Source organism: Leifsonia xyli subsp. cynodontis DSM 46306 (assembly GCF_000470775.1).
Lineage (GTDB): Bacteria > Actinomycetota > Actinomycetes > Actinomycetales > Microbacteriaceae > Leifsonia > Leifsonia cynodontis.
In genome coordinates, this window is record NC_022438.1 from 272,434 (window position 1) to 285,897 (window position 13,464).

9 protein-coding genes and 1 riboswitch are annotated in these 13,464 nt (G+C 68.5%); of the genes, 5 read left to right on the forward strand and 4 right to left on the reverse strand.

The features are described 5' to 3' along the window. Positions 1-7 precede the first annotated feature (7 nt). Positions 8-562, forward strand: a complete 555-nt coding sequence (locus O159_RS01330; protein ID WP_021753978.1) for a signal peptidase I — start codon at positions 8-10, stop codon at positions 560-562. Between the two features lie 181 nt (positions 563-743). After that, a complete protein-coding gene (locus O159_RS01335; RefSeq protein ID WP_021753979.1) occupies positions 744-3,254 on the forward strand; it encodes a LuxR C-terminal-related transcriptional regulator in 2,511 nt (836 codons plus the stop codon). A gap of 66 nt (positions 3,255-3,320) precedes the next feature. On the opposite strand, the gene O159_RS01340 is transcribed toward O159_RS01335, so the two are convergent. Beyond that, on the reverse strand, positions 3,321-3,863 hold the full coding sequence (locus O159_RS01340) for an Ig domain-containing protein (RefSeq protein WP_043993423.1): 543 nt from the start codon (positions 3,861-3,863) through the stop codon (positions 3,321-3,323). A gap of 481 nt (positions 3,864-4,344) precedes the next feature. Between O159_RS01340 and O159_RS01345 the strand changes: the two genes are divergently transcribed. Further along, positions 4,345-5,298 carry a hypothetical protein gene (locus O159_RS01345; protein ID WP_043993424.1) on the forward strand — a complete coding sequence of 318 codons (954 nt, stop codon included), beginning with the start codon at positions 4,345-4,347 and terminating at the stop codon, positions 5,296-5,298. A 25-nt stretch (positions 5,299-5,323) separates the two neighbouring features. Next, complete coding sequence (locus O159_RS01350; RefSeq protein WP_043993425.1) at positions 5,324-6,265, forward strand: hypothetical protein; 942 nt, start codon at positions 5,324-5,326, stop codon at positions 6,263-6,265. On the opposite strand, the gene O159_RS01355 is transcribed toward O159_RS01350, so the two are convergent. From O159_RS01355 to O159_RS14855, 3 genes are all read right to left on the reverse strand, one after another. Beyond that, a complete protein-coding gene (locus O159_RS01355; protein WP_021753981.1) occupies positions 6,266-6,979 on the reverse strand; it encodes an MgtC/SapB family protein in 714 nt (237 codons plus the stop codon). A gap of 14 nt (positions 6,980-6,993) precedes the next feature. Continuing rightward, positions 6,994-9,717 (reverse strand): magnesium-translocating P-type ATPase, encoded by a 2,724-nt coding sequence (gene mgtA / locus O159_RS01360; RefSeq protein WP_021753982.1) that lies wholly within the window; start codon positions 9,715-9,717, stop codon positions 6,994-6,996. A 262-nt stretch (positions 9,718-9,979) separates the two neighbouring features. Beyond that, positions 9,980-10,150, reverse strand: a riboswitch (M-box (ykoK) riboswitch). 333 nt (positions 10,151-10,483) lie between these two features. Beyond that, on the reverse strand, positions 10,484-10,870 hold the full coding sequence (locus tag O159_RS14855) for a hypothetical protein (RefSeq protein ID WP_169725645.1): 387 nt from the start codon (positions 10,868-10,870) through the stop codon (positions 10,484-10,486). Between the two features lie 75 nt (positions 10,871-10,945). Here O159_RS14855 and O159_RS01370 point away from each other — a divergent pair, with 75 nt between their 5' ends. Further along, complete coding sequence (locus tag O159_RS01370; protein WP_021753984.1) at positions 10,946-13,462, forward strand: helix-turn-helix transcriptional regulator; 2,517 nt, start codon at positions 10,946-10,948, stop codon at positions 13,460-13,462. Positions 13,463-13,464 lie beyond the last annotated feature (2 nt).

Consider the following 13,464-nt stretch of genomic DNA (forward strand, 5'->3'; position numbering starts at 1 on the left):
GGCTCGCATGACCAGCGTCACCCTCACCGAGGACCCCTTCCCGACACAAGACCGGCGCCGGTCCGTGTCGCACCGGGTCCGCCCCCTGCTCGTCCTCCGCTCGATCGTCCTCTGGCTGGCCGCCATCGTCGGCGCCGCGAGCATCGTGATCGTCTCCTGCTGCGCGCTCTTCCAGCTGCGCCCCGAAGTCGTCGTCTCCGGCTCGATGGAGCCGGCGCTGCCGGTCGGCTCGCTCGTGCTCGCCACCGAGACACCGGGAGCAGAGCTCCGCCCCGGCGATATCGTGACGGTGGCGCGGCCGGGCGGCCGCGGCCTCGTCACGCACCGGGTCGTCTCGACGGAGTTCGTCGACGGCCGGACCAGCATCGTGCTCAAGGGCGATGCCAACGCCAGCCCCGACCCGGAGCCTTATCTGGTGAGCAGCGCCGGCAAAGTCGTCGCGACCCTCCCGGTCGCCGGCTATGTGGCCGCAGTCATGAAGACTCCGCTGGGCATCGCCACGATCGTGGTCCTCGTGGGCGTCGTCATCGCCCTCGGTTTCGGCGGACGCCGAAAAGCCTGACCCGGCGCACAGAACCGCGAGCATGGCCTGAGCCATCCGGCACAGGCCATGCCGTCTTCTCGTGCCCGGAGCGCTCGACAGCCGGCCGCGCCCACCCCTCATCGCGAATTCTCCCTCGCTCAGCCCGGCGGACTCGCCCACAGGTACAGTCGAAGAGGGAGGAAGGGATATTCCTGTGTTTATGTTCAACTATGAACTCCGCACCCTCGTAGCCTCCGTGCGGTCCGGGCGCTCAGCCCACGTCGTCGGGCCGGGAGGCGTCGGAGCATCGACCCTGCTCCGTGCCCTGGCCTCGCAACTCGAAGCCGAGGGATACGCCGTCCTGGTCATCACGGGCGCTCCCTACACCCGGTCCATCGATTTCTTCCCCCTCCAGCAGGCCCTCCTCACTCTTCCCTCCCAGCCCAGCCTGCGCTCCTTCTCGGGCCTCATCGACGCCGTCTCGGCGGATCTCGCGGCCACGCCGCTGCGCGCGGTCATCCTCGACGGCATCGAGAACATCGACTCGGGCACGCTCAGCGTCGTGCAGGCAGCCGCCGACCGCACCAGCGCGCCTGTCGTCTTCTCCAGAAGCGTGACCATCGGCGCCCTCGTGCGGGCCGACATCCATTACACCCGCTACCCCGGACGCCGGATCGACCTGCGTCCACTCGATTTCGTCGGGACGGCGGCACTGGTCCAAGACCGGCTCGCGCACCAGCCGGACACCGAGATCGTCTCCCGCGTCTTCGCCAAATCCGGCGGGATCACCGGGCTCTCTCTCGCCATCGTGGACGGCGCTGTCGACAGCGACTTGATCGAACTGCGCGGCAACCGCTGGACGATGACGGGCCAGAGTCTGTGGAGCAGCAGCATCGACGCGTGGCTGGAGACCCGCTTCGCCACACTCGACGCGATCGCTTTCGATGGGCTGGAGCACCTCGCCCTCGCCCACACGTCGCCACAGCCCAAAGCCTGCACCCGCGTCGCCGAAGACACGATGAAAGAGCTGGAAGGCCACGGCCTGGTCTCGATCCTGACGACCTCGGCGGGCCGCAGCGTCGCGCTCATGCCGCCGGCGCTCAACGACTACTTCCGCGAAGCCTCCGGCTACGGCGTCGCACGGCTGCATCCCGATGCCAGCGACGCCGAAGGTTCGGCACGGTCTCCGCAAGACACGGATGTCGCCCTCTCCGTGCGCGGGTTCCACGAGCACGTCAACGAGAGCCTCCTCGCATACGCGGCCGCCTGGGAGGCTGCGCCAACCATCGGCGCAGCGCTGCCGTACGTGCAGACGCTCATGGATGTGCCGCGCAGCGACCGCACGCTGCGCACCGTGTTCGACAACACGCCGCTCTGTTCCGCGAAGACACCCGAGGAAGCGTTCGATTTCACCTTCCTGCGGGCGATCTGGTCCACCCAGGCCAGCCGGCGGAGTCCCGGCTTCTCCGAACAGTTCGCAGAGCTGGCTCGCCTCTTCCCCGTGTGGGTCCCCGCTCTCGGCATCTTCACCCGCTTGCTGGCCGAGGGGGCCGTGAGCGTCGGCGACGACCCGGTCGCGGCGTTCGCCCAGACCGGCATCGTCGGGACGCCGGGAGAAGCCCTCTGCATGGCGACGTTCGCCTACGTCAATCTGATCGAGGGCACGTTCGCGGCGGCGGCCGAATGGGCAGCGCGCGTCCCCCCCTCCGACCTGCTGGTCGTGGGCCGCTTCCAGGGGTTCGTGGAGGCGCTCACGGCGCTCGTCGCCGGCGACGAGAACGGCGCCCTCCATCGCAGTCTCCGGGCGCTCCACGAGGCCCAGAGCGACCGCGATCACGGCGGCATCCTGCTGCACGCCTATGTCGCTACCCTCTCGCTGCTCGGTCTGGCCCGCTGGCAGGAAGCCCTCGAGGTCGTGGACAGCGCCCTCGCCTTCGGGCCGTCCGGCGCCTCGAACAGCGGCCTCTACCGCGCACTGCTCTGGATCGGCTCTTTCATCAATCTCTGGCTCGGCGAGAACGGGCTGGCGTCGTTCTTCGAAGCGGAGGCGGAGAGCCTGAACACCCCCGACGACGCTCTCCCCGGGATGCAGAAGGGCATCGGCGCGGTCATCCGCCAGCTCATCGCCGGCGACCCGACCTCGGCGATGGAGACCATGCGCACCCTGGCGGAGAGGCTCAGCCAGCAGCGCAATCTCTTCGCCGCCCTCATGACGGTCCGGATCGGCCTGGCGATCTGGCCGGAAACCTCCAGCTTCGAGCTGTTCGGCGACCTCATGATGCGCGCCTACGGCACCGAGCCCCGCCGCCTCCTCGCCCTGGCCAACGCCTCGTTCACCGACGCGGGGAAGCTCGTCGCGCTCGCCCAGGACTTCGGCCAGAACGCCAACACCCCGCTCGCCATCCTCATCCTCGCAGCTCGCGGCCGCCAAGAGCACGAGACCCCCTCCGAGCTCACCGAGGCCATTCAGCTCGCGCTGACGACCCTTGAAGCGGATGCCGACATCCCCGTCGTCGCTGCCCAGCCCGCCCTTCAGGACCGGTCCCAGCGCGTGGACTTGCTGACCGTGCGCGAGACCGAGATCGCCCTCCTCGCCTCGACCCACTCCAACGCGGCGATCGCCTCCCGCCTGGGCCTGAGCGTCCGCACCGTGGAGAACCACATCCACAGCGCGCTCAAGAAGACCGGCACCGCGAATCGGCAAGAGCTGTTCTCGGTGCTGCGACGGTAGCGTCCAGCGCTCTGCCGCGCCGGGCCTCGGTTTCGGCAGCCTCCTGCGGCTCGGTGGGTGTGCCGGTCAACGCCCGCCGAGCGGTTGACGTCGAGTGATCATCATCATCATCGCTCCGACGACGAGCAGCGAGAGAGCGCCACAGCCGCCCAGCGCCAGCGAGGTCGCTGCCTCCGAGCCCGTGCGAGCCAAATCGCCGGCGAGGACCGCCCCCGAACGTTTCGCCACGGCCGGCGGTGCGGCTGCCGCAGGCGCCGGTGCGGCGCTCGCGATCGTGATCGTGTCTTTTTGGGTTGCGCTTCCATAGGGGTTCGACGCGGTGATCGCGAACGTCGCCGTCCCCGGCGTCGTCGGGATACCGGAGATCTTCCCGCTGGAGGCATCCAGCGACAGCCCCGCAGGCAGAGAGCCGGAAGTGACCGCGAAGGTGATCGATCCGAGCCCTTCCACCGTCACCGTGAACGCGTATTCCACCCCGGCCGTCCCGGCCACCGGAGCGCCCGAGGTGAACACCGGTGTGGTCACGACCGAACGCACACCGCCACCGGCGAGCCGGAGGGACGGCCGGAGGCCGCTGAGCCGGACGCCCGCCTGCGCTCCTGCTGTCACCGCCCGAGCCGCGAGAGGAGCGGGCGGGCGCGAAACGGCCTCACCCGGTTCCGCGGCGATACCGATGTGAGCCGCGACCAGCAGAACAGCGGCGCTGACAGCTGCTCCTCGCCGTGCCGCCGCTCCGCCGCGAACCGCCCTCTCTTCCCCTGCGGAACCACAGAACCCATTCACCACAGCGCCCCTCGCCAAGGATCGCGAAACCGACTCGTTCAACATCACGAACATTCTGAATGAAATAAAGCTGGTATATAATAACTCTGATCTGAATTCGCGATCAAGCGACCCTCATCACCCCGGCGGGAACCGATGTCGGGACTGCGGCGGAGCGTCCGGCACCCGCCGTCCACTCGTCATCGCCGCCATCCGGCAGTCCCACCACTCAGCCGCGCACACAGACGCCCCGGCGAAGCCGGAACCCCCCTCACCTCTCGGCAAGATGGACCGGGAAGCACCAGCTCGACGACGAAAGGGGCTTCCTGTGATCGCTGTCAAAACACTGGCCGCGCTCTCCGCCGTCGTGCTGGCCGTCCTGGCTGCACCGGCGCAGGCACCGGTGCCTGCTGCGCCATCCGCGGGCGACGCCGTCTCGGCGGCCCCCGAGGGCGGTCTGCCCTCTGGCAACGGACCGCTGATCGTCGTGCGCAAGGTCGTGGCCCCCGTCGGCGGGCACGAATCGAAGACAGACCTCTACGGCAGCGTCCGCCTCATCGGCGGCACCGGGCCGCGGGGCTCCTCGAACGCCTTCGCTGTCCGCCGCAGCGACTCCGTGGCCGTGCCGGACGAAGCCACTGTGTTCCTCTCGCCGAACGCGCTCACCGGCAACCGGGTGAGGATCGCCGTCGACCTCTGGGACGCCTGGATCGTCACCGCCGATATGCACCAGGCCACCGGCGTCATCGACACCAGCGGCGACTCGGCCGGCCAGCACACGGTGACCGTCCACGGCGAGGACGGCCGCACCGAGATCGTCACTTACAGCAAGCAGACCGAGTGGCAGGAGTGGGCGATCACCCGGATCAAACTCACCAGCACGGACTACAGCGACCCCGCCGATGTCTACGGCTACATCGATGTCTGCGCCGACGGGCCGGACCAGGAGGACTGCCAGGACCAGGCCCCGTACACCCTGTTCGACCGCGCACGGAGCACCTCCCAGGAAGTGTGGAAAGGAGCCAACATCCTCGACACGGACCACCCGGTGTTCGTGTACTCGAAAGTCCTCGGCCCTCCCGGGCACGCGACCATCCGGACGCTCAAGATCATGCCCCAGCTGTTCGACTCGCGCTTCTGGCAGGCGGACGGCCGGCTCTCGAACGAACAGGTGGTCGCCTACCGCTACATCACGACTCCGGCGACAGTCGATCGGAGAGTGGTGGGCCGGAACGGCACGGTGATAGTCACCTTCTCCACCCGCGGTGGAACAGCCGACTGAGTCCCGCACAGAAAGGTTTCTCTCAATGAAAGTCCTCAGCACGTTCACAGCGCTCCTCCTGGCGGGGGTGCTGGTCGCCAGCACATCGGCCACCGCCCCGGCGGCCCCGCTCAGCCGCACCCCCACCGGCGTGTCGGCCACGTCAACCGGCCCGCTGCCTTCGGGGAACGGCCCGCTGGTCGTCGTGCGCGAACTCCGGGTCCCGGTCGGCGGTCACGAATCCAAAACCGACCTCTACGGCACCGTCACCCTCAGCAACGGCACCGGGCCACGGCAGACCTCCACCGCTTTCAGCAGAAGCAGCGAGGACTCCGTCGTCGTCCAAGATCAGGCACGCACAGCCCTCGCACCGAACGCGCTGACCGGCGGCCGCGTGAAGATCTCGATTGACCTCTGGGACAAGTGGACCTTCCTCTCCGATGTGCAGCAGGCGAAGGGCATCATCGACACGACCAACGACCCGATCGGAATTCACACCAAGACGATCTACGGCGGCGAATACCAGGACCGCAGGGTGATCGTCACCTACAGCACCCAGGACGAGTGGCCGGCATGGGCCGTCACCAAGATCAGACTGGACAGCACCGACTACAGCGACCCCGCCGACATCTACGGGCACTTCGCCATCTGCACCGATATGCCCGGCCAGCTGGACTGTGTGAGAAGAGAACCGCACATGATCTTCGACCGGAGCCGGGGCAACTACAAAGAGGTTTACAAAGGCTCGAACATCTACGAAAGCTCCGACCCCGTGTATGTCTACGCGTGGATCGAGGGGAGCCGGAGTTCGATGCGGACGACCGGGTATCTCTACGACTCGCGGTTCTGGCGGCCGGACGGCACAATCCTGTCCCTGCCGGAGGGCGTCGCCAGCGCAGGACGGGGAACGGCCGATTACACGTATCCCCACAGCGGCCCGAACGGAGAAGTCACATTCTTCCTCCACACCGAAGGCGGCAACGCCTAACTAGTCGGCCATCGCCGTCTCCGAGGCGCTCCAGCGCACAGCGGTGACCGCCTCGGAGACGACCACGGCGGCGAGCGCCTCCTCGATCTTGTGATCGTCGCGCTCGTCGCTGTGGACCGCGGCCGTGATCAGCACCGCCCCATCGGGCTCGTCCGCCGCCGTGATCGAGCGCACGACGAACCCCGGGCGATGCACCGCCTCGAAGACCAGCGCCCGCACCTCCACCTCCGCCTCCACACGACAGCGGACCTCGAACACATAGTCCGTCTCCAGGGTCTCCTTGCCGCTGCTCCCCGCCCGCCGGTCGAGGAGCCGTCCGAGCGGGCGAAGCAGCGTGTTCGCGAGCATCACGATCAGCGTCCCGCCGGCGGCGACCGCGAGGAGGCCGCCGCCGGCGAGAGCGCCGACCGCGGCGGACGCCCACAGCGTCGCCGCGGTGTTGAGGCCGGAGACGGATGCGCCCTGCTTCATGATGACGCCCGCGCCGAGGAAGCCGATGCCCGAGACGATCTGGGCCGCCACCCGGGTCGGATCGGCGTCCGGACCGTGGAAGCTGTAGGCGCCCATCACGACGAACAGGGCGGCGCCCAGACTCACGAGCGCGTTGGTGCGCACACCGGCTGTGCGGGCCCGCCACTGGCGTTCCAGGCCGATGAGGGCGCCGCAACCGACCGCGAGAAGCACTCTCAGGGCGATGTCGACGGTGAGCGTCATGACATCCTCTTCTCCTAGATCAAGGTGCCATACCGGCGGATGAAGACCTTCTTCAGCACCTCTGTGAGCGCACAGTAGGCGGCCAGCGTCGCGATCAGCCAGGGGAAGTAGGTCCACGGCAGCGATACCAGTCCCAGCTGGTGACCCCAGCCGATGAAGGGAAGCACCAGGCCGAAAGCGCACACGGCTCCCGTCGCCAGCAGCACCGGCAGGCTCGCCCGGGACCGGACGAAGGGCAGGTGCTTCGTCCGCAGCATGTGGACGATGAGGGTCTGCGAGATGATCGACTCGATGAACCAGCCCGACTGGAACAGGGCCGCGTGCGCGGGGCTGTTCGCCTGGAAGACGAACCACATGAGCGCATAGGTCGTGATGTCGAAGATCGAGGAGATCGGCCCGATGCGGATCATGAAGGCGGACAGGCTCTTCGACTCCCACGCGCGCGGCTTCCTCAGCTCGTCTTTGTCGACGTTGTCCCACGGCAGGGTGAGCATCGAGAGATCGTAGGTGAGGTTCTGCACGAGCACGACGACGGGGATCATCGGGATGAACGGGAGCAGCGCGCTCGCGACGAGCACCGAGAACATATTGCCGAAGTTCGAGGACGCAGTCATCTTGATGTACTTCATCGCGTTCACGAAGGTGCGCCGGCCCTCGATCACGCCGCCTTCGAGCACCGTGAGGTCCTTCTCGAGCAGGATGATGTCCGCCGACTCCTTGGCGATGTCCACCGCCGTGTCGACCGAGATCCCCACATCCGCGGCGCGCATGGCGGCGGTGTCGTTGATGCCGTCGCCGAGGTAACCGACAGTGTGGCCGTGTACGCGCATCGCCTCCACGATCCTGGCCTTCTGGGCGGGTGCGACCTTCGCGAAGACACTGGTCTCCTCGGCCAGCTGGCCGAGCTCCTCGATCGTCAGCTCGTCCGTCTCCGGGCCGAGCACGATCGTGCCGGGGTCGATGCCGACCTTGACGCAGACGGCGGCTGCGACCAGCGCGTTGTCGCCGGTGATCACTTTCACGTCCGTGCCGTGCTTGCGCAGGCTGGCGATCGCGGCTCCCGCACTGGCCTTCGGCGGGTCGAGGAAAGCCAGGAAGCCGAGGAGGGTCAGCTCCGTCTCGTCGTCGCGGGAGTACTCGGTGCGCTCGCCGCCGTCGAACTCGCGCACGGCGACCGCGAGCACCCGCAGCCCCTGCTCGTTGCGCTCGGCGATGAGTTGGTCGATCTCGGCCAGCCGGCCCGGGGAGAGCTCCACATCCACTCCGCCGACCCGCTCGGAGACGCATGCTGCCAGCATTTCCTCGGCGGCGCCCTTCGCGATGAGGACGTGCGCGTCTCCGCGATCCACCACGACCGACATGCGCCGCCGCTCGAAGTCGAACGGCAGCTCGTCGACGAAGATCCACTCGCGCCGGATGCGGTCGAGCTCGTCCGGACCGGCGGCGGCCACGACCGCCTCGTCCAGGAGGTTGCGCAGACCGGTCTGGAACAGAGAGTTCGCGGCAGCATAGCCCAGCATCGTCTCGCTGGTGCGACCCGCCGTGTTGAGGTGCTGTTCGAGCACGATGCGGTCCTCGGTGAGCGTGCCCGTCTTGTCCGTCGCCAGGATGTCGATGGCTCCGAGGTTCTGGATGGAGTTGAGCCGCTTCACGATCACCTTGCGCTTGGCCATGAACTGCGCTCCCTTGGCCAGGTTCGCCGTGACGATCAGGGGAAGCATCTCCGGCGTGAGGCCGACGGCCGTGGTCACCCCGAACAGGAAAGCGCTGGTCCAGTCCTTGGTGAGCCCATTGATGACGAACACCGTCGGCACCATGACCAGCATGAACCGGATGAGCGTGACCGTGACCCGGCGGATGCCGGTGTCGAAGGCTGTCTCGGGGCGCGCGCCGACGACCGCAGAGGAGAGGCTGCCGAACGACGTGGAGCGGCCCGTGCCGATCACGACGCCCGTCCCCGATCCGGAGACCACGGAGGTTCCCATGAACCCCAGGTTCGGGGCGTCCAGCAGATTCGCCTCGGTGACGCCGTCCACCGGGTCCACGGACTTCTCCGCGGGCAGGGACTCGCCGGTGAGCATGGACTGGTTCACCTGAAGGTCCTTCGCCCGCACGATGCGCAGGTCGGCCGGGACCATGTCGCCGGCGGCCAGATGCACGATGTCGCCGCGCACCACATCCTCCACCGGGATCTCGCCCGTCACCGGCGTGCCGTGGGAGGTCCGGGTGACAGCGGTGGTCGTGCGGACCATCGCCCGCAGTTGCTCCGCGGCGCGCGTGGAGCGGTACTCCTGCCAGAACCGCAGCGTCGCGCTGACGAGCACCATGATGCTCACCGTGACAACGCCGGTGTAGTCGGGCCCGTCGGCGGGGTCGGCGAGCACCACATCGGTGAACACCATCACGACCACCAGGAACAGCAGGATGAGGATGAACGGATTCGCGAACGTGGCGAGGAACTGCACGATCGCCGGTGCGGGCTTGCCGTGGTCCACGGCCTTGTCGCCGAACCGGGCGCGGCGGCTGCGCGCCGCCTCCGGGGTGAGGCCGTTCAGATCGGTGTCGAACGAGCGGATTGTGGCCTCTGCGGGGAGCCGTGCGGACTCCACCAGAACGCGCTGCTGCCCGGCGGGCAGCGAGCCGCGGCGGGTCTCCTGGCGAACGGTTTGCGGGGTGGCGCGGCCATCGGGCACGGCGGGGTTCAGGATGTCGAGATCGGTGCGGAAGAAGGGGCGCATGAGAGGTCTCTCCTCGGATTTCGGACGCGACAAAGCACCGGCCGCCGGGGAGCGGCCGGGCCGGTTCGCGCATCAGCGCTGGGGGTGGGATAGGTGCGGGGGAGCCCGCGGAGACGACGCTCAGGACGGAGGTCGGGGAGACCGTGCCGGAGCGGCCCCGCGAGCGCGGGGAGATCGACTGTCGTAGTCGCTCATCGGGTCACCTCCTTTTCGGCCGGAACGCATCAGGCAGGTGGGAGCCTGACATCACGTGCGTCATCGAGCGGTACTTCCACGTAAGAGTTTCGGCACTGCGCGACGTGTCCCGCCGGGCGGGAAGCCACCTGGGGTCACCCCTTAGGCCGGGGAGACCTGTCCTGATCTTGGGCGTCTCTCGACGTCGTCAGATCAGTGGCCTGTGTTCACGCAGAAGCCTCACCTAACGAAGTGCTCTGCTGCGAACATGGTAACACGCCTTCCCCGCGGAGAGCCACATCCTGAGCGTTTTCGAACAAACAATCGTTATGTCTCTCCTGCGCGCCCTCCACGCTCCCGCTCAATCGCCGCCCAGCCCTCTCCTCTGCGCCACTCAATGCACCGGGAAAACCACTCTCGCGCATGGCCCGGTGCTCGAGAGGTACAGATGCCGGCGATCTCCGCCGAACGCCCGATCCCGAAACACCCGTTCCCTCCAGGAGTCGCCACGCTATCCCACCGCCGGACCGGCTCAGCCCTCGCGGGCATCGCGGCCGGTGAAGCCGGCGGACTCGATTGTTCTCCGCACCGATCACGGAGCGGTCACCCGCACGCTGAAGCGGATGGGCTGGTCTCCGTCGTGGCGCAGCACGACCTCCGCTGTGCCGAGCCGCAGCGGGACGATCCCGGGATTGGTGGAGAACGTGCTGTGGACCGCACCGTCCTGGAAGCGCACCACCCCCGGCGGAGCGAGCGTCGCCGACCACCCCGTGACCGCGCTGTCGCCGGTGGCGATGTTCAGCGCGGTCGAGCGCGGCAGCTCGACGACGCGGCCCTCGAGCTCGCCGACGGCGACGGTCACCGGCGCTGCGACAGGGGTGGTCATCGCCGGAGACTCCGGGGATCCGGCGCATCCGGCGAGCGCCGAGACCGCCGCGCCGGCCGTCAGCACGGCGATCATCGTTCTTACGGCTCTCATACGGCGTCCTTCCGTCCGATTCGATACCGCCTACGCTACGACAGCCCAAGGTCGTCGCGAGATTGGAGAGAACGAATGATCTTCCTTTTCCCCCACGAGGTGAGCACGGTCGCACAGGCCGTCCGAGCCGGCCGATCGGTCGGCGTGTCGGGAGTGGCGGGCATCGGACTGAGCGCTCTCCTCGATCGCCTCACGACCGTGCTGGAGCAAGAGGGCTTCCTCGTGATCGCCTTCCGCGGCACACCGATGCTGCCACGGGTGGAGCTGCTGACCCTCCAGCAGGCGGGCATCGACTTCCCGAACGGCAACTCCCGCTCCGTCTCCGCACTGATCGACCGGCTCTCCCAGGAGCTGATGTCGAGCAGCCTGCGGGCGATTCTGCTGGACGATGTGGAGTCGATGGACGCCACCTCGCTCGGCGTCATCCAGGTCGCCGCCGCGCGCACGGGCACGCCGATCGTACACGCACGACACGCGGGCGTCGACGTGCTCATCCACGACGGTGTCCGGCTGACGCACTACTCCCCCGTGCAGGTCGTGCTGAATCCGCTCGACTTCGTCAGCGTGAGCACCCTGCTGGAATCGCGGCTCGGCGCCCCCGCGGATGTGGAGATCGTCTCACGGGTCTACGGCCGCTCCGGCGGTGTCACCGGGCTTGCCCTCGCCATCGTCGATGGCGCGCGCGACGCCGGCATCCTGAACCGGGAGAGGGCCAAATGGTCGATGCGCGGGTCGACGCTCTGGACGCCGACCGTGGGGGCGTGGCTCGACGCCAGGCTCTCGGCGCTGCGACCCGAGGACTGCGAGGCGCTCCGCCACCTGGCGCTGGCGCACGCGACACCCGACCAGGGCCTCTGCTCGCGGCTCGAGGAGGCACAGCTCACCACGCTCGAGAGCAGAGCGTTGCTGACGATCGCCCGTCACCGGCAGGGCGCGCGCTATTCGATCTTCCCGCCCGCGCTCGGCATCGATCTGCGACGCACGGCCGGCGGCGCCCGGCGGCTGGACCTCACTCAGAACCCCGAGCCCTCCGGCGCCGATGTCCCGGACGACTGCACAGACATCGCTGCCTCGGTGACCCACGCGCGGGATCGGCTGGATGAACGCCTGCTGCTCGAGAAAGCGGCGTGGGAGCAGTCGGGAACCGTGGGCTCCGCTCTCCCCTATCTGATCAGCCTCCTCCAGGCTCCCCGGACGGACCGCACCGTGGCATCGGTTCTCGAAAGCGTCGACCCTGCAACGGCAGCCTCGCCCGAGGAGCTGTTCGACCTCGTCTTCCTCCGCGAGCAGTGGCGGGCGTGCCAGAACAGCTACAGCCTGTCGTCACCGGGGCGCTTCGGCACCATGCTCGACCGCTATCCCGCCTGGGCCGAAGCCTTGGAGACGCTGACCGCGGCGCTCACCGCCGACGACAGCGAGGAGCGCCCGCCTGCGCTCGCACCCGAGCAGGACGTGCTGACGGCCCCGAGCGGCCCGGTGATCGCCGCCGCGCACGCCTACAATTGCCTGGCGCTCGGCCGGTTCGAGGAGGCCCACGAGTGGAGCGAACTCATCCCGGCCACCGATCTGGTGACGGTGAACCACTTCCGGGGGTTCACCAGCGCCCTCAGCGACGCGGAGACAGGAGAGACGGAACAGGCGCTCGCCACGACCGCAGAGGAGATCGGAACCGCGGTCGAGACCGGCGACATCGGATCGGTGATTCGGCACTCCTACTCCGGCGCCCTCATCCTCCTCCGCGCGGGCCGCTGGCGGGCCGCCCTCGAGATCGTCGAACGGGGGCTGACGTTCGGGCCCTCCGGTCCGATCAACAGCCCCCACTACCGGGCGCTGCTCCACCTCGCCGCGCTCGTGCAGCTCTGGCTGGGGAGAGCGAAGACGGCGCGGCTCTTCGCCGAGCAGGCCGCGGATGTGCCCAGCCCCGAGCGTCGGCTCCCGGTGATGCAGGAAGGATTCGGAGACGTCATCGAACGCTTATTGCACGACGATCCGGCAGGGGCCACTGCGCAGGTCCGGACGCTCGCCTCCCGGCTGATCGCGCGCCACGACGTCTTCGCCGCCTCCCTGTCCCTGCTGCTCGTGCTGGTGCTGCACCCGGAGCCGGCGACCCTGGAGCTCTACGCCTCCATCACCCGGAGGGAAGGCCGGCCACACCCTTTCCTGGACATCGTCTCCGCCTCATTCGACCGCCCCGAGAGGCTCCACGCCCTCGTGGACGAGCTGCCCATCGAGCACCAGGACGCGGCGCTGGTGGCGCTGGTACTGAACACCCGGGCGAGCCAGGAGGGTCAGAGCGAGCGAACGAACGCCATCACGGCGGCGAGCGATGCGCTGCGAGCGCGGCTCGGCGTGTACTACCCGGACGAGCGCGACAACGGAAAGAAGCAGGGTCCGGCCATCGACCCGCATGTGCTGTCGAAGCGCGAGCAGGAGATCGCCCGGCTCGCGCGCAGCAACTCGAACGCGGCCATCGCCGCGGCCCTCGACCTCAGCGTGCGGACCGTGGAGAGCCACATCCACAACGCCTTCAAGAAAACAGGGGCGACCTCGCGACAGGAGCTCGCCGAGCTGGTCGGCGAGCTCCTGTGCTGAGG

Excerpts from the sequence above, each read along its gene's own strand:
- O159_RS01350 (WP_043993425.1), top strand. The coding sequence starts at position 5,324 with ATGAAAGTCCTCAGCACGTTCACAGCGCTCCTCCTGGCGGGGGTGCTG.
- O159_RS01330 (WP_021753978.1), top strand. The coding sequence starts at position 8 with ATGACCAGCGTCACCCTCACCGAGGACCCCTTCCCGACACAAGACCGG.
- mgtA (WP_021753982.1), bottom strand. The coding sequence starts at position 9,717 with ATGCGCCCCTTCTTCCGCACCGATCTCGACATCCTGAACCCCGCCGTG.
- O159_RS01355 (WP_021753981.1), bottom strand. The coding sequence starts at position 6,979 with ATGACGCTCACCGTCGACATCGCCCTGAGAGTGCTTCTCGCGGTCGGT.
- O159_RS01370 (WP_021753984.1), top strand. The coding sequence starts at position 10,946 with ATGATCTTCCTTTTCCCCCACGAGGTGAGCACGGTCGCACAGGCCGTC.
- O159_RS01335 (WP_021753979.1), top strand. The coding sequence starts at position 744 with ATGTTCAACTATGAACTCCGCACCCTCGTAGCCTCCGTGCGGTCCGGG.
- O159_RS14855 (WP_169725645.1), bottom strand. The coding sequence starts at position 10,870 with ATGAGAGCCGTAAGAACGATGATCGCCGTGCTGACGGCCGGCGCGGCG.